The 26,099-nt window shown below is 36.5% G+C and carries 28 protein-coding genes; 7 read left to right on the top strand and 21 right to left on the bottom strand.

The window, feature by feature from the left end; translation table 11 throughout:
* From EHQ43_RS01330 to EHQ43_RS01410, 17 genes are all read right to left on the bottom strand, one after another.
* Positions 1 to 1,254 (bottom strand): type II toxin-antitoxin system HipA family toxin, encoded by a 1,254-nt coding sequence (locus EHQ43_RS01330; protein WP_135769943.1) that lies wholly within the window; start codon positions 1,252 to 1,254, stop codon positions 1 to 3.
* Positions 1,244 to 1,576 (bottom strand): helix-turn-helix domain-containing protein, encoded by a 333-nt coding sequence (locus EHQ43_RS01335; RefSeq protein WP_135769944.1) that lies wholly within the window; start codon positions 1,574 to 1,576, stop codon positions 1,244 to 1,246. Before EHQ43_RS01335 ends, EHQ43_RS01330 begins: the two co-directional genes overlap by 11 nt.
* Positions 1,577 to 1,726: 150 nt before the next feature.
* Positions 1,727 to 2,257 (bottom strand): helix-turn-helix domain-containing protein, encoded by a 531-nt coding sequence (locus EHQ43_RS01340; RefSeq protein ID WP_135769945.1) that lies wholly within the window; start codon positions 2,255 to 2,257, stop codon positions 1,727 to 1,729.
* A gap of 1,338 nt (positions 2,258 to 3,595) precedes the next feature.
* A complete protein-coding gene (locus EHQ43_RS01345) occupies positions 3,596 to 4,096 on the bottom strand; it encodes a hypothetical protein (RefSeq protein WP_135769946.1) in 501 nt (166 codons plus the stop codon).
* A 90-nt stretch (positions 4,097 to 4,186) separates the two neighbouring features.
* Positions 4,187 to 4,672 (bottom strand): hypothetical protein, encoded by a 486-nt coding sequence (locus EHQ43_RS01350; RefSeq protein WP_135769947.1) that lies wholly within the window; start codon positions 4,670 to 4,672, stop codon positions 4,187 to 4,189.
* Between the two features lie 263 nt (positions 4,673 to 4,935).
* Positions 4,936 to 6,774, bottom strand: coding sequence for a hypothetical protein (locus tag EHQ43_RS01355; protein WP_135769948.1), 1,839 nt, complete (start codon positions 6,772 to 6,774; stop codon positions 4,936 to 4,938).
* Between the two features lie 536 nt (positions 6,775 to 7,310).
* On the bottom strand, positions 7,311 to 7,907 hold the full coding sequence (locus tag EHQ43_RS01360; RefSeq protein ID WP_135769949.1) for a hypothetical protein: 597 nt from the start codon (positions 7,905 to 7,907) through the stop codon (positions 7,311 to 7,313).
* Between the two features lie 62 nt (positions 7,908 to 7,969).
* Positions 7,970 to 9,196: a M23 family metallopeptidase gene (locus EHQ43_RS01365; RefSeq protein WP_135769950.1), complete on the bottom strand. Its 1,227-nt coding sequence runs from the start codon at positions 9,194 to 9,196 to the stop codon at positions 7,970 to 7,972.
* The gene (locus EHQ43_RS01370) at positions 9,159 to 9,506 is read right to left on the bottom strand and encodes a hypothetical protein (protein ID WP_135769951.1); all 348 of its coding nucleotides are present in this window, start codon (positions 9,504 to 9,506) and stop codon (positions 9,159 to 9,161) included. The genes EHQ43_RS01365 and EHQ43_RS01370 overlap by 38 nt, the downstream gene beginning before the upstream one ends.
* A 78-nt stretch (positions 9,507 to 9,584) precedes the next feature.
* Positions 9,585 to 10,415 (bottom strand): hypothetical protein, encoded by an 831-nt coding sequence (locus EHQ43_RS01375; RefSeq protein ID WP_135769952.1) that lies wholly within the window; start codon positions 10,413 to 10,415, stop codon positions 9,585 to 9,587.
* Between the two features lie 236 nt (positions 10,416 to 10,651).
* Positions 10,652 to 11,623: an SH3 domain-containing protein gene (locus EHQ43_RS01380; RefSeq protein ID WP_135769953.1), complete on the bottom strand. Its 972-nt coding sequence runs from the start codon at positions 11,621 to 11,623 to the stop codon at positions 10,652 to 10,654.
* A gap of 77 nt (positions 11,624 to 11,700) precedes the next feature.
* Positions 11,701 to 11,853, bottom strand: a complete 153-nt coding sequence (locus tag EHQ43_RS19525) for a hypothetical protein (RefSeq protein WP_167481739.1) — start codon at positions 11,851 to 11,853, stop codon at positions 11,701 to 11,703.
* 53 nt (positions 11,854 to 11,906) lie between these two features.
* Entirely contained in the window at positions 11,907 to 12,275 is a 369-nt protein-coding gene (locus EHQ43_RS01385) for a hypothetical protein (protein ID WP_135769954.1), read from the bottom strand.
* 308 nt (positions 12,276 to 12,583) lie between these two features.
* Entirely contained in the window at positions 12,584 to 13,387 is an 804-nt protein-coding gene (locus tag EHQ43_RS01390; protein ID WP_135769955.1) for an SH3 domain-containing protein, read from the bottom strand.
* 156 nt (positions 13,388 to 13,543) lie between these two features.
* A complete protein-coding gene (locus EHQ43_RS01395) occupies positions 13,544 to 14,434 on the bottom strand; it encodes an SH3 domain-containing protein (protein ID WP_135769956.1) in 891 nt (296 codons plus the stop codon).
* 5 nt (positions 14,435 to 14,439) lie between these two features.
* Entirely contained in the window at positions 14,440 to 16,575 is a 2,136-nt protein-coding gene (locus tag EHQ43_RS01400; protein ID WP_135769957.1) for a hypothetical protein, read from the bottom strand.
* Between the two features lie 892 nt (positions 16,576 to 17,467).
* Entirely contained in the window at positions 17,468 to 18,160 is a 693-nt protein-coding gene (locus tag EHQ43_RS01410) for a toxin-antitoxin system YwqK family antitoxin (protein ID WP_135769959.1), read from the bottom strand.
* Between the two features lie 119 nt (positions 18,161 to 18,279).
* Between EHQ43_RS01410 and EHQ43_RS19795 the strand changes: the two genes are divergently transcribed.
* Both EHQ43_RS19795 and EHQ43_RS01415 read left to right on the top strand, forming a co-directional pair.
* Positions 18,280 to 18,408, top strand: coding sequence for a hypothetical protein (locus tag EHQ43_RS19795; protein ID WP_279631052.1), 129 nt, complete (start codon positions 18,280 to 18,282; stop codon positions 18,406 to 18,408).
* Between the two features lie 156 nt (positions 18,409 to 18,564).
* On the top strand, positions 18,565 to 19,251 hold the full coding sequence (locus EHQ43_RS01415) for a hypothetical protein (protein WP_135769960.1): 687 nt from the start codon (positions 18,565 to 18,567) through the stop codon (positions 19,249 to 19,251).
* Positions 19,252 to 19,513: 262 nt separating this feature from the next.
* Here the strand turns inward: EHQ43_RS01415 and EHQ43_RS01420 are convergent, their stop codons facing one another.
* Together EHQ43_RS01420 and EHQ43_RS01425 are read right to left on the bottom strand one after the other, a co-directional pair.
* Entirely contained in the window at positions 19,514 to 20,374 is an 861-nt protein-coding gene (locus EHQ43_RS01420) for a ParB N-terminal domain-containing protein (RefSeq protein WP_135769961.1), read from the bottom strand.
* On the bottom strand, positions 20,371 to 21,105 hold the full coding sequence (locus EHQ43_RS01425; protein WP_135769962.1) for a ParA family protein: 735 nt from the start codon (positions 21,103 to 21,105) through the stop codon (positions 20,371 to 20,373). Before EHQ43_RS01425 ends, EHQ43_RS01420 begins: the two co-directional genes overlap by 4 nt.
* A gap of 556 nt (positions 21,106 to 21,661) precedes the next feature.
* Here EHQ43_RS01425 and EHQ43_RS01430 point away from each other — a divergent pair.
* From EHQ43_RS01430 to EHQ43_RS01445, 4 genes are all read left to right on the top strand, one after another.
* Positions 21,662 to 21,958 (top strand): hypothetical protein, encoded by a 297-nt coding sequence (locus EHQ43_RS01430; protein ID WP_135769963.1) that lies wholly within the window; start codon positions 21,662 to 21,664, stop codon positions 21,956 to 21,958.
* Positions 21,959 to 22,157: 199 nt separating this feature from the next.
* Positions 22,158 to 22,745, top strand: coding sequence for a hypothetical protein (locus tag EHQ43_RS01435; protein WP_167481740.1), 588 nt, complete (start codon positions 22,158 to 22,160; stop codon positions 22,743 to 22,745).
* A 719-nt stretch (positions 22,746 to 23,464) separates the two neighbouring features.
* Entirely contained in the window at positions 23,465 to 24,019 is a 555-nt protein-coding gene (locus EHQ43_RS01440) for a helix-turn-helix domain-containing protein (RefSeq protein WP_135769965.1), read from the top strand.
* Positions 24,020 to 24,096: 77 nt separating this feature from the next.
* Entirely contained in the window at positions 24,097 to 24,828 is a 732-nt protein-coding gene (locus EHQ43_RS01445) for a hypothetical protein (protein ID WP_135769966.1), read from the top strand.
* 43 nt (positions 24,829 to 24,871) lie between these two features.
* Here the strand turns inward: EHQ43_RS01445 and vapC are convergent, their stop codons facing one another.
* Entirely contained in the window at positions 24,872 to 25,273 is a 402-nt protein-coding gene (gene vapC / locus EHQ43_RS01450; RefSeq protein WP_135755032.1) for a type II toxin-antitoxin system tRNA(fMet)-specific endonuclease VapC, read from the bottom strand.
* Positions 25,270 to 25,500, bottom strand: coding sequence for a ribbon-helix-helix domain-containing protein (locus EHQ43_RS01455; protein WP_135755033.1), 231 nt, complete (start codon positions 25,498 to 25,500; stop codon positions 25,270 to 25,272). The genes vapC and EHQ43_RS01455 overlap by 4 nt, the downstream gene beginning before the upstream one ends.
* 146 nt (positions 25,501 to 25,646) lie before the next feature.
* On the opposite strand from EHQ43_RS01455, the gene EHQ43_RS01460 reads away from it, so the two are divergent.
* On the top strand, positions 25,647 to 26,096 hold the full coding sequence (locus tag EHQ43_RS01460) for a hypothetical protein (RefSeq protein ID WP_135769967.1): 450 nt from the start codon (positions 25,647 to 25,649) through the stop codon (positions 26,094 to 26,096).
* Positions 26,097 to 26,099 lie beyond the last annotated feature (3 nt).

The following is a 26,099-nucleotide window of genomic DNA, read 5'->3' on the forward strand; positions in this document are numbered from 1 at the left end:
CTACCCCTTCACTCCTTCCAATGAAAACGGATTTAGAAATTGCCGTTTCCAAAGTAGGTTTTGATCGACTTGGCTAAGCTCTGCTTCCTCACAAACCGTTTTCCATTTTTTTTCAATCGTTTGAATTTGGTGTTTTACAATCTCAGTCGCTTTTTGTTTCGAAAGAAGGAACTGATTTCTCGCTTGTAAACATATTTGAATTTGGCTCCTTCTATCTTCTCCAGTGATGAGCATGGCCTGTGTTGCTTCATTACCCGATCTTGCTTGCGGGCAAATATCGTAGGCTGGAGTCAAACTGAGTACATTGCCATTCCAAAAGGCAGCATGGTTTCTTGCATGGTCATCGGTATTCCCTGAAAGAACATTGAAGACCAATCTTTTGAAAAGCTCTTCTAATGTTTCCTTGGGAGAAAGAAATCGGTGCCGGATGATTTCACAGAGTGTTTCATAACTGGCATAACGCGCTAACATCTCATCGAGTCCAAAAAGCGTGAGAGCCGATACAATTCGTTTCCTCGTCCATCCATCTTTCTTTCGGATACGATCAAATCGTTTGATGAGAAGAACATCCTTTTTGGCCGCTTTTGTAAGTTTGACATCGGCGACATCGATTCCAACTAGCTTAGCCAGGCGCATAGCAATGTATTCCGCTTTCACAACATGATAATAGTCAGCAGTCGAGGCAAACTTAGCCACATACTTAGTATCCTTCTCTTCTACTAATGCCTTTGGTCTCGCACCACCGATGGATGTCCCATGGAGGAGTGCAAAGTCTAATTCCAGATTCAATGGAATTCCTTTTTCTACCTTTTCTGATGAAGCTAACAGTTCTTCTAAGGAAATATTTGTAGGTTTTCTTGGCACGTATTGTGTCGGTGATTCTTGAAAGTCAAGTGCACCGATGCGATCAGATCCTGATTCTAAAAGATATAACAATTCACTTAGATCACCCGTGTCTTTTGCTTTTGAACCAGATACTTTGTTTAGGATCACTCGCCTTCCCCATGCATCTGGAGATGCATCTCGAATGGCATTTGGCATCTTAAGATTGTTTAATAAGGGAAGTCTACCCTCTATGAGTGGTAATTCTGGTTCATAGATTGAATATAGATTCGCATTGTCTTTTGCTTTCTCTAAATAACTTCTACCATAATTGAAATAGTAGTAACCATTTTCTTCTTCGATCCTTCCACAAACAATGGGATCCACTTTCCCATCCAACCAAATCCAAACATAAGCCTCTTTAGAAGTCATCTTTCACCTTCTTAGTTTTGGTTCGAATACGTTTTGGCATTAGTGTCAATTTGTTTGAAGCAGTTTGAATGGATTGTGATAAGGAAGGACTCTCACTGGCAAAGAGTGATATTCCAAGGATGACGGCCGCTTCCAATGCCAATCCAATTGCCACTGTCATATCTCCTGATTCAATTTTTTGTAAAGTAGTCCGAGAGATTCCAATGCGTTCGGCAAGTGTTTGTTCCGACCAGGCCTTTTCTTTCCGGGCCAGCTGGATTTCTTTTCCGAGAAGTGCACCGGCTTCTTTTGCCAAACGAGAATAGGTTCTTGTGATCTTCATGATGCATTCAATTCCGATTTATTGACTATTATACTACTCATTAAATATGATTACGACCATTTTATTGGTCAAATCTGAAACATATTCCATATTTTTTAATTTCTACAAAGAAACTATCAGCTGAAACTATATGGAAATGTATTACTACACTCACCCATCCCCCACAACCACGGCTGTAATCGAATTCACAATCCTTGCCAAGTGCTTCGAAGTGGGAGATTCTCCTTCAAATAATACACGTTCTACGGCCTTTCTCGTAGCTTCTGGAAATTTGTTTAACATACCATTGTACAGATCTTTTGTACTAATCATTGAATTCTTCTGTCGAGGAGATGTTGTTTCATCCAAGGCTGGAGAGGAAAAAACCATTACGCTGGCTTGTGAATGGACAGTCGTCTCTTCTGTTAGCTTCGTACTTTCATCCAAAGCAGACCCCAAGGATAAGAAGCGTCTTCGGCCATCAAAACCTGTTTGAACTACAAAACCGCGTTTTTTCAGTCTGGAAATCATACGCGAAACTGTATCTGGTTTCAAACCCAGAAGATTCGCAAAATGTTCGTTTGATGCAAAACACTTTCCACTCGAAGTAAAACTTTCAATTTCAGAAAGAATTACCTTCTCAGCAATGGAAAGGTCCCTCCTACTCTCAATCCGAGCAGGGATCCAAATTCCTTGTCTCATATTGTCCCTTCGGTTTGCCTAGACACGCCTTCGGCCAAACCATTTAACATTCTTTTTGTGGCGGGGGATCAAGTTAGGTGAAGTGATCCGAGGTCTTTGCCTACCTCATCCGACAAATGCCTATTACCGGACAGTAAAACCTAAATCCAAACGTCAGATTTTGTCAACTACAATGAGACATAATTTGTGAGATTTCACTAGAGGGAGAAAGGTCCCCCAGGAGGGCAAACTCGAGGGGGAATCGCGTCTTTTTGGATCTTCACCTAAGACAATTCAAGGAAACAATAGAATGTGAAAAAGTACAAGAATTTTTTCTTGGTTAAGAAATATTTTAGGATATTGATTAAATTGTTATCCACACAATCCTTAATGAATTGGTCAAAATCAGGAACCGCATCACCTAGATTTGCTTTCAATAATGACCAGTTAGAGAATGCTACACACCAACGATCTCTGATAAATCCAGGATCACTTGGTGAATTTGATTTCAGAGCGGGAACTAATCTGCAGAATAAGGAAGTGGATTACTGATTCATCGTTATTCCTTTCTAGGGAAATTCATTTTTTATTCACAATAAACCTAACGCTTATTGCTATTGAATTCATATCCTCTAGGGTCGTCCACGTCGGCTTGTAACTTTCGATTGTACTTTTTCTCATATTGATCAACGAGGTCATGAAAATCTTTAGTCGTCGCTCCTTTCCATCTCTGCAACATTAGATCCTTAAGATTCGGCATTCCTAATAAGCATTGAAGATGTTTCTTTGTGAAAGGAGTATCAAAACTTCGGAAGAATGTAATATTCTTTAGATACGGAACAAGCTCACAAAATTGTTCACCAGAGAAATCAATAGGATAGTCAATTGAAAACCCGTTAATACTGGGAACAGATAAAAAACATTGTTTTATGGAGGGTTGAACTGATACTTTCGTTAGGTTTAATGATTTCTCTTTCGACTGAGAATCTTTAAAAAATAAGCATATTTGATTTACATTAATTGAATTACTATTAACATACAACGACTCTAGAGATGACCAATTACAATTTTCTGAATTGACTAAAAATTTTGGCTCCAAATTTTCACTTGCGAACAAAATCGATTTAATCATAAACGCTTGGCATAAGTCTTCTAGATAAAAGTCTTTTAAGTTACTCGTGTGGTAAAATTTAACCTGATTTACCTCCCCTTTAATTCTACCCTTCAATAATAGTATGTTTCGAGATTTTAGACTATCCTCCAAGACATTTCCTGAGATAGGCATTCCGCTATTTGATCGACAGCAGAAAAGCATAAGAAGTAAGGCAAAATTGATTATCATTTTCATATGTAGCTGTCCTACTTAATCATATCATAATGTTTAGGGAGATAATCTTTATAACTATTCGATTTATCAATTTTTCCTATACTTGACTCTAATGGATTTTCTGGGTCAAATATGGTGCCATTCATTTTTGAATTTCCAGTATCTACAACTGTGTAGGTTATTTTGCCTGTAGGATCAGGTGGATTCCGATGCAAACTAATAGTGTGTCCATCATGAACTCGCAATGTAATTGCTTGCGGTTTGTTTGTCAGCAAATCCTCTCCAAGATTCAGATATCTTCTATCTCTCTCTGCTTCAGAGAAAGGAGTATTATCAATTTTTCCTTCGTAAAACTTATTCCTTTCAAAAGTCCCCAGTCCTTGTGAATAGTAGCTCAATACTTTGCCCGTATCAACATACATATTGTCTTTATTAATCAAATTGTTATCCACACAATCCTTTATGAATTTATCGAAATCAGGAACCGCATCACCTAAATTACTATTTAAAACAGTCCAGTCAGAAAATGCCACACACCAACGATCTCTGATAAAAACAGGACTACTCTCGGAACCAGTTAAAGACGCGATCTTTTTGCGAGTTCCATAGAGGCTGTTGGACTCTTATCTTTCGTAACTTGTAGGGTCTTCTACGTCCGCCTGTAATTTTCGTTTGTATTTGAGCTCGTATTTTTTTACAAGTTCTCGAAAATCAGAAGTGCGAGCACCTTTCCAATTTTGCAACATCAAATGCTCTAATTTTGGCATTGCTAAGATGCATTGAAGATCTTTTCTGGAAAAAGGCGTATTAAAACTTCGAAAAAATGTGATTTCAGACAAGTGACTTGTCAATTCACAGAACTGTTCACCAGTGAAATTTTTAGGGTCATCGATAGCGAAACCTCGCACTCCAACTGATAAAGGAGGAAAACAATTTTTAATATCATCCTTAATCGAAATACTGGTCAGATCAAGAATTTTATTCGGAATTGGAGATTCTTTGATTAAACTGCAAATCTTAAATTGATTAATCGTTCCTTTTGAAACTGCTACTTCTTGGAGACTTTCCAAATCACAATTCTGCCAATTTTCAAAGAACAGATCGTTCACTTCATGACCTGTTATATATATTCGACTTATTTTAAATTTCGAACATATATCTGAAAGGTGAATCCCTGTTATATTGGAATCTGAAAAAATTTCGATGCTATATCCTTGAGTATTTTTAAATTTTCTTAGTTCGATCTTTCTCGTCTTAAGATCCAACTCGGTCAGAGCAACATTTCTTTCAATAGAACTACAGTAAATTGAAAAAAACGAAAACCACACTGCAAATAGAATAGAATTGTAATGTAACAATTTCGACTTCCCCATTATTTAATTAAATCATATCGTCTCGGCAAATAACTTCGATAAGCATTGTCTATTCCATCACTTCCCAATACGGAATCCAATGGATTGGAAGGATCAAATATAGTTCCATTCATTTTTGAATTGCCAGAATCTACAACCGTATAAGTAATCTGACCATTTGAATTTGGTGCATTTCTAATTAAACTAATCGTATGACCTTTTTTGTTCAAATCCTCTTTAACCCTTAATGTCAAAGAAGTCGGGTTTTCTCGAATCAAGCTATTCGCTAACTCTTGATACGCGGACCGTCTTTCACGCTCGATATTTACATTCTGATCATTATTTGCGAATGTCAATTCAGTCCTTTTAAATTCACCCAATCCGTGAGAATAATAATTAACAACTGCTTCGGTATTCACTGTCATATCACTTTTATTGATAAGATTGTTTTTAGCACAATCTTTTATGAATTGGTCAAAATCAGGAACTGCATCACCTAGATTTGCTTTCAGTAATGACCAGTTAGAGAATGCCACACACCAACGGTCTCTGATAAATCCAGGATCACTTGGTGAATTGGTATCATTTACAAATCCAAATGCAAGCTCAAAAGCTTTTGTTGAATCTTTGCTTTGGTACGCTTCCGATCCGGCCATATTTTTAAAATACTCCGCATCGCGCGGGGTTCCAATCACAAATTGGCCCGTGGATGGATTTATTGTCAGTGGTAGTTCTCGGTTGATGTAGACCGCCGGACTTGTAACTATGAGTTGCTTCGGGTCTGCTAAAATTTTTTGAAAGACATCTGTGACCACTTCAACCCCACTCCCTGGAATCTTTATCAAGGAATCAAGTGAGGAACCATATTTCTCATCAAATGCTTTTTCTAAGATTCGCATTTTTTCTGTGAGTTTTGCTAGTGCATCTTTATCTGCTTGACTTACAAGTGCAGGATCTTGGTGTAAAAGTTTCTCTTTCAATGCACGCTGTTCTTTGATAACTGCATCCAATTCCAAAGCCTTGCTTCTCAAATCGGAAGAGAACATAGATTTTAACATTGGATCTTTCGCAATTCCTAAGGCCACAGCTTGTCTTTCTTTCGATCGATAGATTTCTTCATATTTTCTGACAGCCGCCGCTTCCGTTCTTGTCATTTGTTCCTTTAGATGATTCATTTCTTTTTCCAAGCCAGCCAGTCTGAGTAAATCTTTGTTCGTAGATGAATCTAATATTTGGCTATCAAAAATGGGTTTTGTCATATCTGAATTTGTTCGACCTGCAAGTTCTATCCTCAATTGGTCAAATTCTGCTTGCTTTTCGCCTAGGGTTTTATATGCATTTGCATACGCTGAATCAACTTCTCGAAGCTGTTTTATAATTTTCTGTGGATCTGGTTTGGGAACAAGTTCAATTGATTCTTTCAGTCTGTTTGGAAGATTTTCCCGTAGTACTTGAGCCGCATAACTATCATTTAACTGTGACGTGGCTGGTTTGTCAAATACAGGAATAATCACTTTAGCATTTTCACTTCCATAGTATGATTTTAAAGGTAAATCCATATTCATAGAATTGACTGCGGAAATCATCTGTAGTCTTTCCTTTAAAGGTAATTTGTTTAATTGGCCAACAAACAAATCAATTGCACGATTTACTTCATCCAGAGTTTTTGCAGAATTTAACTTATCCTTTAAATCTGATTGCATTTGGTAGAGTTTACTGTAAATAAGGGTATTACTTTTCCTCGTTTGGTGTGTTTTAGAATCTAAACCTTTATTTGACCTGTAGTTATCTGGATCCATACATAGATCATAATAGTCACCCATAAGATCTTTTATAAATTGAGGCCTTTGGTCTCTCATTATCTGCTATATTCCCAATTTCTGTATAAGGTATTGTATTTGAATCAATTCCTTTTGCTTTTATATAAGCTTTATCTTGATTCAACTTTTGTTTATCGTGCGCTTCATTTATGTTGAGCATAGCCTTCTTGCATGCTAACGCCAGCAGGACCCATTGAGGCTATATTCACGCCATCGTATTGGACAGAACTTGTTGGATCAGAGAAAATCAAATTCAATTTTCATATAGAAATCAGGAAGTGAAAATTTCTTTTTGAATTGGGTGGAAATTACGGTTTCGAACATCCGAAGAAATTCGTCAAAACCTGCTGAATTTACATTACCGATTGATAAAACAAAAAACCTATATTTGTTAGCAGGATATTTTACTATTTTGATGAAGGTGAAGGTTTTTCATTTATTTAGAAAATTGTGGATGGAGATCCCAAACTTATCCCAGTCGACAGGAAAATATATCCTAGTTTTTAAAAGATAACCTATTGATCGAAGTTTGGCTAAATAACTCGATTTCCATATATGATTTTAAAACAAGTTCACTACCTTTCTTTCCATTTGGCAGGCTCCACACCATTCCAAACTTTTAAGAGCTCTTCGTAACGAGCTTGTTTGTCTCTTAGCCATTTGGGATTGTCCCAGTTGTTGCGATACAAGGGAGAATATTGATCTTTAGGGTGCCACACATTGTTCCATGTCCAAGGTAAAGGCTCAGGGTCCATTCTGTAGAAGACTATATCGCATGTTCCCATACCCCTCCTGTTAATATTTAACCAACTTTCAGAAAGACAAATCTGTCCATTTGGCATAAGTGTTAATTCAAAGACCAAAATTTCTTTTTCAGGTTCATCAAGAGCCTTTGAGAATATGCGGAAGTAACGACCTACTCGTTCCGTTCGTATATTGAAGAAGTAAAAATTTTGTTCTGATTCGTGACCATCAGAAGGAAAATGGTATTCGAAATGTTTACCTTTTGCGTCTTCCCAGAGTTTAAAAGATAGCGGGTACATATAAAACGCAAAAGATTTTTCGTTCAGATTATTCTTATTACTTAACAAGGATTTGTAAGTTATCTCCTCATACCATTCTCCATAGAAATCTGAATCAAAAAATAAATTATATTTATTCTTCCAATCCATACAACTCTCAAAGGAAAAAATCCCGAGAAAACTCAAAACTAAAAATAGCAGACGGATGTTGTTCATTTTGGTCTATTTTCCCAAACTTCGTTTACGTAAGATTGGCCTTCGTTTTTATATCTCTCCCAATCAAAGGAGTTAATAGGAACTTTGGTTCCATTTATACGGATTTCATAATGGATATGCGATCCACCATAAGTAGGGGTCCCAATTGGATAAGTGTCTGAATGCGTATGTCCTGTGTTTCCAACTCGAGCAATCGGCGTTGTTGGATCCACATCTACAGATGTCCCCGATGGAATGAGAAATTCTGAATTGTGGGCATAGATCGTAGATACACCATAATCGTGTGTTACCTCCACATATTTCCCATATCCACTACGGCTATCATGAACCGTTGCTTTCCCAGGGGCGACCGGATTATACGGAGATCCATAAGGAGCCGCAATATCCGCGGCAAAGTAATTTTCTTTGCCTGGTCTAGCAGAATGTCCATCCTCTGTTTCCGTTACTTTTGCCCCAGGTAGGTTGATTCCGGGAAGTATGCCTGGCTGTTTGTTAGTTGGGTCATAACCTTGTTGTGCAATTGCATTTGTAATGGTCATCGACTCTATTGTCATGGTCGGTCTTGGGACATTTGCAGTTGGATTTAAGATTAAAATGAATTCTGCAGCTCGTGCCTGCATCTCTCCTGTTCCATTTAAAAGTTGATTCTTTGCCTTATCAAACTCAGAAATTTTTTCTTTTAAACTGTTTATTTTACTTTTTAAATCATTATATTTCTCGGTCCCCTTTTCCATACCCATAAGTGCCAATTCATTCAAACGGAGCTCCTGGCGGAATGGGTTCTCGATTACTGAATCTTGCAATCGCGTTAAGGCAAGTTCTCTTGCATGATCCATTTCTTTTTTGGTGTCCTTGGTGTTGTAGTCCTGGTATTTTCCTTGGATCGAGTTGTATTCTTTGTTCAACGTTTCTAGCTTCTGAAGATCTGAGGTTAGATTCATTTGTAAAACAGTTGGATCCACTGTCGATGTAAAGAGTCCATTCCCCTTTTTGAGATCATCTATTTCCTTTTTGGTTCTGTCAATTTTTTCCTTGAGGTCTTGGATTTCTGTCCCCACTTTACCCAAGTTTTCAATAAAATCGTTATTTTTATAGGCTATCGCTTCTCTTGTTTTTACCATCTCTGGTTCATTGTCAGATACCTTGATTCCGGATAGTTTTGTTTTAAGTTCGGCGATCGCCTTTTTATCCGAGTCGGATAGGGAATATACCTCTTTCTGCACGGTGAGTTCCAGTCGCAATCGTAACAGGAACTATACTCTGACCATATGCAGGTTCCCTATCTAGTGTGATAGAACCACCATCGATCATTGTCATCTCGCTCATTGGCAGACTTTCATTTTGTTGATCATTTCCTTCTTCTGGATTTGGATCATCCCCATCTTCCTCTTCCCTCCTGGTTCTCTCCATAACAACCGTCTCACCAGAATTAGCTGTTGGTGTTCCTGAAGTTCCTCCGCTACCGTATAACAATGCAGCTCCACTGGCAATTGTCATACCTAAACTTACCGCCAAATCGATACCAGCATTCATATTGGTATCGATGTATTCTCCTATGATATTTAAAACTGAATCAATGGCATTTGGAGTGAAGTTCCGCCTTCCCTGTTACTAAAAATCATCATTCCTTGGTTTTGGCAGATTGTATAAATTTGGGTCAGGGCAATGATCCCAGAAACTCCTTATCAAATAAAATTCTGTACCTGACCTTTTATATATGCTGCTAAAATCAAGGTACACCTGCAGTGTTAGTTCATTATTAATGGCATCTATAAATTTAATAATATATTCTACTGAGTATTGAATAGAATGTTTCCCAATATATGGATCCTTAACCAAATAAGCTTTGATTTCCATTTTTTTAATATCTGCGTTCATAAGAACATCAAAATTGCAGAATGGATCTTTGTTACCGTTTTTGTTGTACTTATCGACCCAAAGATTTACTATTTTCTCTTCATGTTGACTTGGATTCAAGTTACCGTTTGCTTGGCCAATTAAGTTTAAGATTGTTGAGTCAGTTTTTTCAGCAAGGCCGCGGAAGTTTCTTTTTAAAATGTTATCCCTGATCTCTTTTGCAACCGGTAACATTTGTTTTATTGCCATTTCACGCGGGTCTAAATTATATTCCTGAAAATGGGCTTCCCCAGCTCCTACGTCTCTAACATAGAATACTCCTGGCTCTAGCTCTTCTTCCAGCGGACCTGATAACCAAGCAGGTTTTTCTTCGGAAACTGGTAATGCCTCAGATTCTAGTTTTTTACAAATCGATACGGATAGAATTAAACATGATAAGATAAGAAATTTAAATAACGTTCGCATGGTTTGCCTCATCTGCCATAACTCGCAAAAAATACTCTGGATTGATAACATATCGACCATCTTTACCTTTTTCAACCACATAGTCATTTCATAAGAGTTTTTCCACAACCAAGTTCCCATATTCAGAAACAATTCCAGTTATGCGGGACAAATTGCTCATTTTGGGAATTTTGTAGGTTTAAAGACGAGTATATTCAAATGAGTTGTGACAATCTTTATGGATTGTCAATATGATAACCTGCAGGGAAACTTTTCTTACAATCTTTCTTAAAGAAAAGATTTCCGAGAATATCGACACTTCGATAAACTCAGTGTCAATGGCTCATGGTAATTCCAGTTTTAAAAATAAGTCATGATCAATACGGCGGCCAAAATTCACCTTCTTGTTTTAAGAGTGCACCATAAATAAAGCCTTCCTTCCCATCAAACATTCGGACTCGAACCCAAGGTGCTACTTGGAAGGAAATCTTTTCAATGTTCCCAACATCTTCGAGTACCTCCAACGTATCATCGGTATTATACTTAGCCAGAATTTCACTCTTTCGAGTTGGCTTGCTCCGCAAGATAGTATTGGGTTTTCGAATAAGATACTCTCCCTTCCTTAAATATGGGATAAAATCAAAACATTCGTTCCCACAAGTATATTTTTTTTCTGTCACATTTGGATTTTCTTGTTCTATAATTTGGTTTCCTTCAAAACTGAAAAATTTGCCACACTCATATACAAGATCATTCACTTTATATTGTTTTTCGAGTTCTAGCCCATCATTGTAATTTTGATAACAATACAGTTCTCCTTTATCTAATATTCCAGCCTTAAATATTAGTTTTTTTGACGCTCCACAAGGTACATATTGCCATCCAGGTGCATTATCTGAATATTTATCTGTGTAATATCCATATTCATAACAATGGTTTGTTGATGTTATATAGCGAATTTTCTGAAGATCAATTGCTATCGTAAGTAATTTTTTAATTTTTGATTTGATGTGATTTAATTCTAATTGGATGAACCAATAATCTGTTCCTTTGTATTTAGTTTCAATACTCACTTTCATACCGTTGAAATCAAAAAAGCAATATTCATTGCCTTTCTTGATTGTAATTTCGGGTTTTCCAATTAATCCAAAATATTGATAAAAATGATAACAAGGCTGGTCAATTTTACTTTCGATAAAGGACAAGTCGTAAAGACTTGGCATTCTTTTTAGTAAGAGAATATCAGATTCTGATTTGTATTTTGACTCATTTCGTTTTATATCTATTGATTCTTTGCATGTTAATACAGAGAAACAGAAAAAAAATAGAATGTTTGAATACTTATTCATCGAGTAACCTAATGTCAATATGGTTATGGTGATTATCGGCAAACTTTACTATAATGTTCGTTTGATTGAAGCAATCATTACGGGTCACTTAGTGTTTTACCCTCTTTCTTTAATCTCTCGTACATTTCGTTTTCTTTTTCCATATACCGTTTGCCGGCTTCAGACTCTTCTTTTAGTCGTAATTGATATTGTTTAATAGAATCATCATAGAGTTCAGGAAGTTCGTTCATGCAGTATTCCATAGTATTGTATCGTTTGCTGTTCTCATTATCATGTGGAAAGATTAGCACGGAATAACGTGCTCACCGTTTAAAAAATTTATCATCCCCCCCCCCGTACTGTCAAAAGCATAGTAATCGTCATTAGTTGCCTTTTCCTCAATGGTTTCTCTGTTAGAGGAGATGTAGATATATTTCTTTTCATCTGTTTTTCTTGGGGACTTTCCTACGAAGATAAAAATCCTACCACCATTCTTGGCCTGCAAATACAAATATCTATCATCTTCAAGTAACGGTATGTCGATAATGGGTTTTTTCAATACATTTTGTTCATTGTAAAATGCTGCTCTAAGCTTTTTATTTAGAAAATCGATTTCTAAACAATACTTCGGATCAATCCGTAATTCTTCTTCGGTAAAGGATACGTTTGCCACTTCTGCAATGGTATGACCAACTTCATAAATAGTTGGCCGGTATACCTCTAAAGTTAACCATTGATATTTCTGACAACCTAATAAGAAAAATAATGCGGAATAAATCCGAAAAGAACTAATATTATTTTTTTGTATGTTTTCATCATCTTGCTTTTACATCCATAGTGAATAAAATTTATATATTAATTTTTTTTATACTTATTCTCTCCACCATGGTTTACTTCCAACCAATCTTGGCCTCGCCTCCGTAGGAAATGGGGAACTTTGATAGGAAAAGAAATGATTTGAAAAAAGTTTGACTACTAAAATTAATATCTTAATTCACCTGGAACTTTGATAAGAGCACCAAATACATAGCCTTCGATTCCAGATTGGGTTGATACTTTTACCCAAGGTGCTATGTTTTCCTCTATTTCTTCTATAATTCCAGTGTCTTCTAACAATTTTAGAACTTGCCCTTTTTTGAGAGTACTAATAATTTTTGATGATGTGCTTGGTTCCTCTCGGAGAAAGACTCTTTCTCTAAATACTTCATATTCACCAATATCTAGAAACGGAATCATATCATAGCAACGATAACTACATTCAGAGACGTCATTTTTGGGCTTCAATAAATATCCATCTTGAAAAACATATGTCTTTTCTCGACAATTTTCTGTAACTTGCTTTTTAACATTGAAATCCCAACAGACTTCACTTGCATCATACATTCCTATCGATAAGGTACGGCCGCAATCGTACAATCCCCGTTTAATTTTTTCCGTTTGATAGAACATAGCATCTTCTTCGCAGTTGTTTGTTTCGTTGTAGCCAAATTTATTTGAATTGTATTTTTTTATTTTCTTTTTATATGAAAAAGAGATTATTTCTCCTTTGGCTTTTCTAGGAATAGTTACCTTAAATTTGCGAAATTCGATTTCTTTATCGAAATAATCTTCAGGTTTTCCATCAATTTTCATTTTCTTGAAAAACAATTCTGACACATTAATTTTTTGATCTGTTAATTCACTGTAATGAGGTGATAATCTTTTAAGAAATTTCATATCCTTAGCAAAAACAGTACTAATATGCAAATTTAGAAGAATTAGTAATATATAATAGATTTTTTTCATTTTTTAACTATTCTAAAGTGAATATGGTGGCTATCTTCTCCAATACCATAATGACTCAAATGAGTTGTGACAATCTTTATGGATTGTCAATATGATAACCTGCAGGGAAATTTTCCTTGCAATCTAAAAATGCAGAGTTCGCGATTAATATATAATTTAATTCCAAAACTCCTTTGGTTTTTTCAGGAAAATTCCAAATACATATCCTTCAATGCCTGATTTGGTTTTAATTTTTACCCAAGGCGCTATGTTTTCATCTATTTCTTCAATCGGACCCGTATTTTCTATCACTTCAATCTCTTCGTCTAATTTCAATTTTCCTATCAATTCACTATTTCGATTTGGTTCTTTTCTAAGATTAACTTCAGATTTTCTAACTATATAGATTCCTGAGTTTAGATACGGAATGAACTCATAACATTTACGGGGACATGTATTGCGATCACTCGGAAATGATTTTTGTTGAGTTTTAAAATCAAAACTTGCACGATCCCTACAATCATCAACTTGGTATTGGTTTTTTACATCCCAACAAACTTCATTTACAGTTTGCAAATCTGCATTGAAACTAAGCTCTCGACCGCATTGGAAATTTCCTAATTTTGCAGGTACATTCGTTTGCACTGGTGAATATACAGATGAAAATTCATAACAATCATTTGACTCGGTATATGAATTATTTTTATGATTGATTTCAAAAGATTTTATTTTTTTGGAAGGTGGAAAATAAAAAGTTACCTGAGTGCTACGAATTTTTCCTTCAGAATTATATAACCTAACAGTGAAATCTAAATTTTTATACTTTCCTTTTGCTATTTTTCGAATTTCCGTCTTTTTATCTTTCTCTATTATTTCACTTTCTTTTTTTACATGGAACCTCTCGAAAAAATAGTCGATTTGATTGTCAGAATCGATGACAAAGTCCTTATATCTAGGTATTCGTTCGACAATATATTCTAAATTTTTCGGAATGGTTTTTTCTATTCTTTCTAAGCAAGACAAATGGATTGAAAACAATCCAAAAAGTAAAAGTAGAAACTTAATCATGAAATTCAATTTTTCTTTCTTAATTGGAAATGTAAATGATCAGCGTGTGGCTTTTCCATATCTACGTATATTTCCGTACCTGAAAAATATTCCTTTACCGCTTTATCTTCGATATGAACAACAAGCTCATATCCAGGAGGTACACTTTCTGCCATTATTTTGATTAAATCTTTAACTTTCTCCCTATCGTAATTTGAGGATTCGCTTACATTTATAGCACGATCACCGTCAGAGCCAGGAAATGCAATATCTATTGCAGAAGCGTAATGGTGGTGTCCTTTTGGATCAAGTGAGGTATCTAGCGGACTCACATATGGTGAATTACCCACTCCTGGCATGCTCAAATCATTAATCCTCAAAGGAACAACTGGTTGAATACCATTTTTTATTTGGTATTCTCTCCATTTTAAAGCACTATTAACAAAGAGCTCAGCAGTTTCTCGATTTGTAAATTGATGTATATTGTCTGCATCGTGAAAAGAATATACAGTCCATAAAGTATTTCCATTTGCGTCCTTTCCTTCTTTTAGTATATTATAGCGTACGTTAGAATCAACTCCTACTCCTTTCGCCTTATCAATTTGAATATCTGAACTATGGTAGTTTGGATGTAGTTTATTATGTTCGTTCATGGAATCCACTCTATCCTCCAAATCTTTGCGATCCAGATCAATATTATATTCTCTAAAACCTGTCACAGTTCCAATCATTACATCTCGGCCTCCAGGTGGAATTTCTCCCGCTGCTTCTATCATAGTAACGTTTTGCACATTTGGCACCAACGGTGCAAAAGTAGATTTAGGCTTATAATTATCTGGAATTTTTCCATTCTCATAATCTTTTTTCAATGTCGCATATGATTTTATATCTTTATATAACGATTGAGTATAACCTCTAAGATAATTTTTATCAGCAGGAGAAAGATTGCTATCTTTTAACAGTTCTTCTAAATATACCTTAGCTGGTATTGTACTGCCATCCTTACCAAAAAATCTATCTAATACTTTTGTTTTCATCTCTTGATAATCTTCCGACTTGGGTTCTTTAGGTGGAGGTAATTTTTCTCCTGGCTTTGGTTTTTCCTGTGTATCAACTACTCTATCTTTAGTATTTCCAGAAGAAACAGGATATCCAACAGCAGGTATAAACATTATCCGTTTAAGAAAATTTACGATCCCACTCCCGGCATTCGATTGTGCTGTAGGTGAAGTATACCCTTCTTGGTTTAATATCTTACCTAGTTCATTCAGTAGGTCAGGACTAAGTCCTAAATTAGGTAGATCCCAATTGAGATTCACTCCATCGAGCAGTTTTGAGACCCTATTTCCACCATCGGATGTTGAGGTCGATTCATCTTCTCGCCTTCGAAAATTTCTTAAACTCTCTACTAACGATCCTAAATTCGTAGGTATTCGATTCCCTCCACCTAAGCTTCCAAATTGGGTTAATAATCCTATACCTGTTGCGATTCCTCCTCCAACTGCTAATATTCCTGATAAATTTGGTGATATGTAATCTCCTATTTCACTTAAGAGATTACTGATCACTCCTTCATCCTGAGGTAGTCCATCCAACGCATTCTGGATATCATCATCGCTCATGTTCGCGATATCTGCTGGTGTAAAATCACCACTCGCGAGTAACTTTGCCTTATTTTGATCATTTTGTGTTTGGTCCTGAGCCGCATTGATGTTTTGTTCGGCGAAGTTGATTTCGTCCATTTGGAATCCATCTGGTCCATTCGTTGCGATACTCACACCTGTTAACTCTGCTGAGGTAGAAAGTCCATCCCGATTGACGGTGGAGGTTAGCCCTATCGTGGAGTTTGGATTCGTGTAACCCACACTTGCTGACAGACCCGTTCCTGCCATATCATACATCAAGGAAAAGTTCCAATCTCGCCGTGGACCTTCCCCTGTTGGGTTATAGTTAAATCCGATATTGGCTGCTCCATTGGTTGTATAGTCTCCTGCTAATTGGACTCCATGTCCTATTGAATACGATCCTTGTAATGTTGTATTTCCTTCTTTGGAAAATGCTATACTGACATTGCTTGTGGTATTTCCAAGCCCGATAGACCCACCCCAACCGTTTTCCGGGTGATAGGTGACACCTATACCAGGCGTGATGCCTTCGAGCATTCCTGATTGGAAAGGACCAGCTAATTTGGTGATCCCACCAATCAGTCCGTTGGCGATACCTGCTAAAATTCCTTCTGGCCCATTTTTCGAGCCTGCAGCTCCAAAAAATCAATCTCGCTCGACACTGGCCCACAAAACAAAAAATTGAATGTAGAAAATACAATATTAGCATCTAACAAATGAACCATGGATAACGACCTCCCTCTCTCTTCTACTTTTGTGATTGTTATTTCATGGATTCCTTTTTTGGAAATTTGAACAGGAGGACAAACGACTTTGTTTCGATCAATGTACTCACAAGTATCCTTCGAGTATAGATCGGACGGATGGTTTGGATCATAGACTTCTTTGAATCGAAAGCCGTGATAAATTGTTACTTCACTTTTCCTACAGTTAAAGAATGACATTTCACTGTATCTAAGTTTCGAAATGGCAAAATACTCACCAATGATTAAGGTGACCGCAAAGGAAGGATTGGTAGGTTGAAGGTTCGAATAATGCTTGAAATGATCTTCTCCCGAACAATTGTAATCCCCATGGCATTTCGTTAGATCTTTGAAAATTTTTGTCTCGATCACAACGACGCCCTCATTTAGGTTATGATTGAAACGAAGATAGCCATAGTCGGAACTGTTTAAAACTTCAACTTCATTCTCTTTATACGCAGGAGAGGAACATTGGAGGATGGATAATGATAATAGGAATAAAGGGAATAAATTGCCTTTGTATATGTTCAACACTAAAAACATTCCTTTACTTTTTGTCGTTCTTCATCGAAAATTCCATATCCCAAATGTCGAATGATTTAGTGCATAAATCTGCTTCTTTTATGCATTCTATCGATTTATTTACTAAGCCTATACTTTAGTAAATAAATTGTCTAATTCATCTACTAGTAATCTAATTTTCCTTTTTCATCGACAACCTGTGATTTTCTTCCATCATTCGTATATATAATTCCTTTTATTAATTCATCCCTCTCGAAAGTTCCTTCTGATCTCAATTTACCGTTTTCGTGGTAAACTTTCCCCTTTCCATTTAGCTCTCCATTTTCGTAAGTGCCTTCAGATTTTAGCATTCCATTGTAGTAATATTCTTTACCTTTACCATTTAGTACATCATTTTCTAAAGTTCCTTCGACTTCAAGGTTACCGTTGTCATAATATTTTTTCCCTTTGAACACTTTACCATCGTAAGTTCCTTCAGATTTTAGTATTCCTTTATAATAATTTCTCTCAAACCTGATACCACGCTCATACTTAACGATGCCGTGGGATACTAGATAGCCTTTATCGTCGTAGCCATTCCACCTGTCATTTGTTAACTCTCCCTCTTCAAATGTGCCCTCGGCTTCAAGTTTGCTGCTTTTAAAATCATATTTTCTCCCTTTTCCATTAAGCTCTCCATTCTTGAAAATGCCTTCAGCTTCAAGTTTACCGTTGTCAAAATAATATTTTTTCCCTTTTCCGTTTAACTTATCTTCTTTGAAAGTGCCTTCAGCCCAAAGATTTTCTTCTTCAAGGATTTTTTTTCCACTCCTTGAAAAGTTTCTTCCGCCCGTGGGTTCGTATTCAGAAAAAAGCATATAAGAATTAAAAATATAATCTTGGTTTTAGTCATTGCTCGAAGTCCTCTAAAATACAAAAACTAATAAATTGTTATACGAAAAGTCAAGATTATTAAATCAATAGCTTTTTGGAAATTATGCGATTTCGCGGTGCAGGTAAAGAACTCTTCGAATCGATTATGAAAAACTACCAACATGTAACCGAAGAAGCCCCCTACTCTGCTTGGGATCTCTGCTTCTTACAAAATCAATTCATCGCGGAATAAACTTTTCCGAAATCGAAAGGAAATTGGATGAGAATGTAAGGTTTGAAAGAACCGGTGCAAATGGATATTGGCACAAAAATTCAGACATCGATTCCCCAATTACAAATGAAAGATCATGAAATTAGGCTTACGTAATCGTAGCCAAAGGAGAACCCAATGAGCCAAACGATCATTACAAAAAATTTAGAGGATTATACAAAATTTCGAGTACAATCAGGATTAGAAATTCTAATCAATCGAATTCATCCAAACGCAATCGAAGAAGCCGCTAAGTTCCATCACGAAAACACGTTTTCAAATCATTTCCAGACGTATTATATGGAAATTCTTAAGAACGAAACCTTGTTTCTGAACCAAAAAAACTATTTCTCAGTATTTAAATCGAAATACGGTCTGCAAGGATTCGATACGTACCATTTGCAATCTTTAGAAGATTCAAAAGAAGAGATCTTAACTCTATTACAAACTGGGGATTTGATCACACAATATCAAAAGTATTTTTGGAAACAAAAAATCAAACACAAGGAAGATTACATAGAAAAAGATCTGAATTCATTTTTTACAAAGTTTGTTCATACTTTCTATCCTGATTCCTTTCCTGCACTGGAAAATCCAATTAAAATACTTCTTGGATTTGAAAAAGAAAGTTTCCTGTTTGCATTCTTCTGTATTGCTACCCTTTATCAAAGGTTTATCTTTGAATGCCCAAACCAGATGCAATTGTTAAGAGAAATATTCAAACAAGAAACTCAATCTTTCAATGAGAGAACCAATGCCTATTCCGATTTTAAATTATTAGATTTAATCCTTTGGAAGATTGCGAATTTGGATTCTAATTCGTAGGTTAAAAGTATCTTATTGATTGTTTTCAAGAAGAACTCATTGTTCCTAATCAGATGGCAATCCTCCCCTACTCCATCCATTGTCACCCATGTGGGTAGTTTGGTGTTAACTATGTGACTTGTAGATACTGAGGAACAAACAGAAAGAGACATAATTCGGGATGGTCATCAGCTATCAGAAACTTACAGCTAATTAAAATTCCTCAACATGTCAGGAAAGAACAACCACTACTTTGAAATTCGATTTTGTTAATCTTTCTTCTCTATACATTGACCATTTTTTCGATGGCTTGAAATAGTTTGGTTTGTTCAGCTTTCGTTAGTTTGGAATGTAAAAATGGAAACTTCTTCACAAACTGAGATTTGATGTCCACTTTTGGTTTTTGTTTGGGTGTGGCCTTTCGTTTGTTTGCTAAGTTTTTTAGAGCTTGTTTAAACTCGGTTGGCCCAGGATTCGATTGCTTTGCACCTTGTGCGAGACGCAAGGCTTCTCTGTAAACGGCCTTGTAACGTTTGAGTTGAGGAACAGAGATTCCATGTGTTTTGGAAATCTCGGCAAGAGTTTTGCTGTCCTTTGACGATAAATCTCCGCCACGATTGTCTTTTTGGAATGTGTCGGGAAAAAGATTCACTAAGATGTAGATGACTTGGGCCGGGTCTTTGATTTGCCGTCTGTCAAAGTTGTCGGACAACATCAAAACTTCTAATTCGCGAAGTGTGATTTTTCCTTCGATATAACGAACTGGTGCTTCTGTGATGCCGAGTTCCTTTAGGGCTTTTTTACGGCGGTGGCCTGTGATGAGAGTGTTTGGTTTTAAAGAAAATCCAACGGCGTTTGCTCTTGGACCAAATACGATGAGAGGATCATGGATTCCCCCTTTTTTGATTCGGTCGACAAAACGTGACCAAGCCAATTCATCTTCTTTTTTGGATTTATCCCAATAGTCAAAAAACTTGATATTATCGGGATGATCGAGAAGTTCCGAAACATTGGCATTTCGAACAGGACTCAGTTCCCAGTTTTTGTTTGTTTGCTTTTGGAGTGAAAAGGATTCTTTGTTGGATACTAAAATGTTTTGTCCAAGGGACTCGAACATGGCAGACTTTTTTGTTTTTGCACTCATAAAGAAATCACCTCACTTGCTAAGGAACTAAATTCTTGTTCGGATTTGGATCCTGATTTGAGAAGATTGCCTTTCATAATTGATGACTGCACAGCGGCCGATCTTGTGATAAACGATTTTGTGTATTTAAATTTCCCTTCTTTTAGGATGTCGACTACATCATCTTTAGTTTTGTCGGAAACCATGGAAGGAACGGCAATGTGTTTCGGAGTTTTTAACCCGGATCGACCAATGAGTTCTACTTGTTTTTTGGCTTTGAGAAGGCCAGACAAACTCCAACGATCATACGTGAGTGGAGAGAGAACAATGTCGGCGGCATAGAGTCCAATTTTGAATTCATATACTGGAGATGGTGGAGTGTCGATGATGACATAGTCAAAAGGCAAAGCAGAAATTTCCTTTTTGGAACGAAGGAGTAAACCCGGATCATTTTGAGTTTCGGATCCCAAATCTTGTAAATCCGGAGAGCAAGGTATCACCGTGATCCCTTGAGACTGAAACATACATTCTTTTAGTTGTCTACGATCGGAAAAGGCTTGGTAAGCATTTTTTTTATCAATTTCTTCGATGGAAAGATCACGAAGGAAAAAGTCAGTAAGGGAATATGACTGAGGGTCCAAGTCGATCACTAAAACCTTTTTCTTCAATTGGCTGATTGCCAATGCCAAAAAAATAGAAATTGTGCTTTTGGAAACGCCACCTTTCAAACTTGCCGAAGTGATAATTTTCATTGAGAACCAACTTAGAATGAAATCGGAATAAATTCAAATTTTAATTCTTCGGGAGAGCAAAAAACCAAAGGATCACGTTGATACCTTGGTAGAATACGAGGAACGCCGCCATTCATCTTTCTATTCAAAGTAACCTATGTTTTGGGATTGTAAGATTTTTTACCCAAGTTTAACTTGCAAAACCATGAAATTGCGAGTGCTGATTTTCCTGTTTGCAATCCATATCTCAATTCTGTTAAACTGCAGAAATAATAGCGAAGAAAAATGCAAAGACGATTCAAAAACACGATTCCGAGATTTTTGTATTGGTGGTTTGATTACGAATCCAATTGTAAATCCTGATGGAAGTAGCCTAGACCAAATCTACACGGAATGCCTTTACAATGCTTATAAACTCGAACAATGCAATAAAAAATCTGGAAACATAGACATTTACTCAATTGTTCATTGACCAATGCTAATGACAATTCTCTAGATTCAGCGAAAGAACATTTCCATGAAAGAAGAAAAGAAAGCCGTAACTTTAAACAAATGAAAAAAAACCGGAGAACAACTAATGAAACAATGCATCCTTCTTCCATTACTCGTTTTTCTATTCCCACTTGCCGTATTTTCAGACAAACAGAAAGGAAATGGGCCAATTGATTTTTCCAAGGAAGCACCGGTTCATCCGTTTTACGAATCATACGGTGGGAATGGCAACATGAAATGCAAAGAGAAACAAGATTGTATGTCAAATTGTACAAGTTCGGTGTATGTGTATACGAACCGGGGGAAATCTCTGGAGTCGGCACGCCAAGGTTGTATTGCAGATTGCAATCGGATTGTTTGTTTGCCAGAGAATAAAAAGTAATCCATTGCGAGATCACGTAATCGATCCTAATAAAAAAATACTTCCAGCTGGAACATTTTTAGGAGCCCTTCCTAAAAAAATTGGAGATACTTCAGGACCATATTTGCATTTACATTCTTTTGAGGCAGATGGAAAAAAATGATGGAAATAAGCAAATGAAAAGAAAGGATTTTTACTACCTTTGGGTTGGAGATAAGAAATGAAGACATTTTGCAAGTTCTTAGTTATTCTTTTGGCAATAGTTTCTTGTTCGGAAAATGAGAAACCAGTTAGTAATACTACCTTACCAAATGGAAAACAACAAGTTAATGTAGATAAAGAACTTGGCGATGGTAAGTCTTACAAAGAGTTTCTTCTGAGTATTGAAAATAATGACTGTAAAGCAATTCAAGATAATTTAGATGATATCGTTTATTTTGGTATAAGCGATATACGTGATACTAGCTCTATTTTTAAACGAACTAATGGATATCTAGAAGATAGAAATAATTTCTCTATTTGTGATTTATTTTTCAATTCGTCTATAATGCAAAAAAGAGTTAGCCTTTTGTTGCCTGACAATAATATTATAAAATCTTTAATTTCACCTCGAGAGTGGCTTACTAAATCAAAGAAAATTCGATTCATAGCAATGGAAAAAGTTGGTGAGGTCGATATTGCATTTTTTGGAGGAAGATATTCTAATCCAGAAGAACCGTTTAATGATTCAAGGGATCTTGACATTTGGTTTCGTTGTCCGGAAGGATTTCAAAAAAAATGCTATCTATATTCTTATACAGCATATTGAATTCAATAAGCTGTATTGTAATTATTTTCAATTCTCTATGTCGTATTCTATTACAACCCCGCGCAAGCGATAGAAGCTGAAATCCTTCCCGATAGGAAAGATTGGTGCCGGATAGTGCGGTCACATCGACAATCCATTCTAGTATGACTAACTAATGTGAGGTGCCAATCTTACTCAGTGACTCAATTAACGGCCGCAAACGAACTAGGCTTACCGACGTTTTTAACAAAAAAATGCTTGTACTGTTTTGGTACTTCGGTTAGTGTAGTTGGTAAGTAATCCTTAATCGGGTTAAGTCAAACGCCCTGGAAGGTGTGGTAGCCAACCAGGGCAAATTTCTCCTCCTAAACCAAATCACATTTCCACCACCTCCGAACTTTCGGTTGGGTCACAGTGAAAATTCCAGATTTATGTCTCTTTTACTTATTGACAGTTTATCGACGTCGGTACATTTAGGGATCGTTCGGTGGACACTGCCGGACACGGCTCTACCACATAGCCGTTTTGACTTAACTCGGAATTCCTAAAAAAAGTTCCGACGGAACGTTCGAAAGAACTTTCCCATCTCTCGATTTTACTTGGACCGAAGGTTTGTCTCATTTTGAAAAACCAATGGCAAGTAGAGTAGGGGAGGTATGCGTTCGATGAATGCATTGGCATATAAACGACCAGATGCTCGTAGCCGGAGTCAGTGTTCATTTGGAAGAAGGAACCTAAAAATGAAAACCAACCGAACAGGAATTTGGATTCCCAGGGAGATTGAATGCCTTGTGGATTTGAGTGTTTCTGAAAAGTATCTGCTTTCAGAAATTCGATCGTTAACATTGGCAAAAGGGTGTTTTGCATCGAACACCTACTTTGCGAAACTGCTTGGGAAAAAACCCGATACCATCTCTCGCATGATTTCTAAACTTCGAAAACGAAACTATATCGCACAACTTTCCTTCGATGGAAGGAGACGTGAGTTGTCATACTGCTTAGGAATCGTATCCGAACCGGCAGTGGAAACAAAACCAAGTGCTCCCTTACAAAAATCCAAGGCAGATACGGAAGTTTCAGCAGTTCCTTTTGTACTTAGTACAACAAAAGTACATAACATAAGTACAAAGAATCCTTTGGATGTTTGGAAAGAGTTTTTGCATTGGGCAAACCAATTGGCACCATCGACTCGCATTCGGATCCAGTCGGCCCCTGGACCAGAGAGTTTGGCAAAACAAGATCGGATCTTTTGGGAAAATTTTACATTGAGACCTCGGCCTATGTTTGGGAGTTAGGTGGGGTAGGGGATTTGGTAGACAAGAAAGTTCTTTTTAAAGCGTGTGGTTACTTTTCAAATAGAAGTTTTTTTTATATGAGAGACAAAATTGAAATATCTAAATACCTTGCGTTGGTTTTAGTTTTGCTGAAATGCCAAACTTCTTGGAAAGAAGGGAAAGCTCCCGTCATTTTGGCACAATTTCAAGAATTTCAACCTGGCCTTTTCTATTACGTAAATGAGAACGATTCATTCCTTAGTCCCTACCAAAATGAAGCATATACTGTAAAACGATATATGCGAGAGAAAATACATCCTGTTGTAAAAGACTTTTTAAATGCGAATCTTGCAGGAGATATTGAAAAATTATCAAATTATATCGGTGAAGCGACCATCGAAGATTTCTCCAGATACTGCAAACAAAATCAAGTGATGCTTCCAAGTAAGGCTGAATACAGAAAATTGTTATTCAATGATTTAAAATTGCGGACATACTCTTGTGGTATATCAAGTTATTTTGGGTTATACTATCTTTTCAATGTCAAAGAAAAGGATGTATTCTTTTTTGATAGAAGGCATTACTTTCTCGTTTGGTTGTATCCTCGATACAAATTCAGAAGAGATAACAAAGGATCCTGGGAATCTCCTCCATCATTTGATGAGTTGGAGCATGGTTCCACTTTTGCAGTGTATTACATGAAAGAACCAACAGATATTGTTAATAGGTATCTTTTTGAATTTCACCCAGATACAAAAAAATATGAATTATTTAAATACTATCCTGGATTTGCAGAAAACTTTGTAGATAGATATCGAGATGTTGATTGATTCGCAGCAGTTCAAATGGGAACTTTCAAATTGTAATCCAGTATCATGAAACCCAATTTTCTAATTTCAGGGAATTGATTCTTGAAAATTCTTTTTCATTATTTGTGACAAGAATACCATTATGATTTAGAACAATTGATGCGATAATGAGGTCGTTTGGTCCAATTGGAATTCCTTTCAATTCTAGGTTGGAACGAATTTCAGCATAGATTTCAGAATCTATATCATTAAACCCGATGATCTCAAAAGGATCTAAGAAATCTAAGACTATATTTCTATTGTTCTTTGGATTTTTGCTTTTTAATGCACCTAGAAGAAGTTCTGCTTTAACGATAGATGGAATTTTAATTCTGTTCGGGTTCAGTTTTCTTATGTTATTTTCAATATTTTGATTTTTTCCTTTTAGGAAATAAATGCAAATATTTGTATCTAAAAAGTAATTCAAAAGGCATCTCTTGGGCTATCATTTTTAAAATGTAAAGGACCAGGCTTTTGAAAAGAATCATCCTCTATGGAACCATATAATTGAAAAAAATGATCAGGCCATTTTTTTTCGAAGGAATTTTGCAATTTCCCTTTTACCCACTGTGATATCGAAACTTTTTCTTTTTTGGCAGCTAATTCAATTTTTTTGAGTGTATCTTGATCCAAATATAATGACAACTGTGGCATGCTTTGTATCCTCCGCAATTCTACTGGCAAGTATACCTGCAAGTATACGATTTGTCAATCTCGTTTCCTGTTCTTTTGTCCAATCCAAATCCATTTCGGAAAAAGTTTTTCCACCCTTTGTCACATACGTATAGTAATCTAAGATCATGAAAGAATTAATCATTGGAATTACTAGTTCGCGAGATGGATTTACGGAAAAACAAAAAGAAGCTTTTCTCTCGCTTCTTTCCCAATATGAAGTGGTAGAAGTCCATCATGGAGATTGTGTTGGTGTGGATGAAGGAATCCACCAAACTCTTTTAGATGGGAAAAAAGAAACTCCAAAGATCATCCGCATTCACATTCATCCTCCTACCGATCTCAAACAACGGGCATTTTGCCAAAAGAAATACGAAACAAAAGATGTGTTAGTCCACAGTTATGCCAAGGAAGAGTATCTGAAGCGAAACCAAGCAATCGTTATGGCGACGAATGAACTTTGGGCATTCCCGAGTGGACCTGAAAAACAACGCTCTGGGACCTGGGCGACCATTCGTTTTGCCAGAAAAACGGGTAAACCTGTGAAATTGTTTTGGCCTGATGGAAGGGTAGAGTAGGGG

The organism is Leptospira bouyouniensis, assembly GCF_004769525.1.
Lineage (GTDB): Bacteria > Spirochaetota > Leptospiria > Leptospirales > Leptospiraceae > Leptospira_A > Leptospira_A bouyouniensis.

Bases quoted from the DNA above. Each gene is read 5' to 3' on its own strand.
- EHQ43_RS01435 (WP_167481740.1), top strand. From the start codon at position 22,158: ATGAAGACATTTTGCAAGTTCTTAGTTATTCTTTTGGCAATAGTTTCT.
- EHQ43_RS19525 (WP_167481739.1), bottom strand. From the start codon at position 11,853: ATGAACGAACTTCCTGAACTCTATGATGATTCTATTAAACAATATCAA.
- EHQ43_RS01410 (WP_135769959.1), bottom strand. From the start codon at position 18,160: ATGCTTTTTTCTGAATACGAACCCACGGGCGGAAGAAACTTTTCAAGG.
- EHQ43_RS19795 (WP_279631052.1), top strand. From the start codon at position 18,280: ATGCGATTTCGCGGTGCAGGTAAAGAACTCTTCGAATCGATTATGAAA.
- EHQ43_RS01335 (WP_135769944.1), bottom strand. From the start codon at position 1,576: ATGAAGATCACAAGAACCTATTCTCGTTTGGCAAAAGAAGCCGGTGCA.
- EHQ43_RS01370 (WP_135769951.1), bottom strand. From the start codon at position 9,506: ATGAATGCTGGTATCGATTTGGCGGTAAGTTTAGGTATGACAATTGCC.
- EHQ43_RS01360 (WP_135769949.1), bottom strand. From the start codon at position 7,907: ATGGATTGGAAGAATAAATATAATTTATTTTTTGATTCAGATTTCTAT.
- EHQ43_RS01445 (WP_135769966.1), top strand. From the start codon at position 24,097: ATGAGAGACAAAATTGAAATATCTAAATACCTTGCGTTGGTTTTAGTT.
- EHQ43_RS01455 (WP_135755033.1), bottom strand. From the start codon at position 25,500: ATGCCACAGTTGTCATTATATTTGGATCAAGATACACTCAAAAAAATT.
- EHQ43_RS01390 (WP_135769955.1), bottom strand. From the start codon at position 13,387: ATGAAAAAAATCTATTATATATTACTAATTCTTCTAAATTTGCATATT.
- EHQ43_RS01440 (WP_135769965.1), top strand. From the start codon at position 23,465: ATGAAAACCAACCGAACAGGAATTTGGATTCCCAGGGAGATTGAATGC.
- EHQ43_RS01415 (WP_135769960.1), top strand. From the start codon at position 18,565: ATGAGCCAAACGATCATTACAAAAAATTTAGAGGATTATACAAAATTT.
- EHQ43_RS01460 (WP_135769967.1), top strand. From the start codon at position 25,647: ATGAAAGAATTAATCATTGGAATTACTAGTTCGCGAGATGGATTTACG.
- EHQ43_RS01380 (WP_135769953.1), bottom strand. From the start codon at position 11,623: ATGAATAAGTATTCAAACATTCTATTTTTTTTCTGTTTCTCTGTATTA.
- EHQ43_RS01400 (WP_135769957.1), bottom strand. From the start codon at position 16,575: ATGCTCGAAGGCATCACGCCTGGTATAGGTGTCACCTATCACCCGGAA.
- EHQ43_RS01340 (WP_135769945.1), bottom strand. From the start codon at position 2,257: ATGAGACAAGGAATTTGGATCCCTGCTCGGATTGAGAGTAGGAGGGAC.
- EHQ43_RS01355 (WP_135769948.1), bottom strand. From the start codon at position 6,774: ATGAGAGACCAAAGGCCTCAATTTATAAAAGATCTTATGGGTGACTAT.
- EHQ43_RS01375 (WP_135769952.1), bottom strand. From the start codon at position 10,415: ATGGGAACTTGGTTGTGGAAAAACTCTTATGAAATGACTATGTGGTTG.
- EHQ43_RS01430 (WP_135769963.1), top strand. From the start codon at position 21,662: ATGAAACAATGCATCCTTCTTCCATTACTCGTTTTTCTATTCCCACTT.
- EHQ43_RS01330 (WP_135769943.1), bottom strand. From the start codon at position 1,254: ATGACTTCTAAAGAGGCTTATGTTTGGATTTGGTTGGATGGGAAAGTG.
- EHQ43_RS01420 (WP_135769961.1), bottom strand. From the start codon at position 20,374: ATGAGTGCAAAAACAAAAAAGTCTGCCATGTTCGAGTCCCTTGGACAA.
- EHQ43_RS01395 (WP_135769956.1), bottom strand. From the start codon at position 14,434: ATGATTAAGTTTCTACTTTTACTTTTTGGATTGTTTTCAATCCATTTG.
- EHQ43_RS01425 (WP_135769962.1), bottom strand. From the start codon at position 21,105: ATGAAAATTATCACTTCGGCAAGTTTGAAAGGTGGCGTTTCCAAAAGC.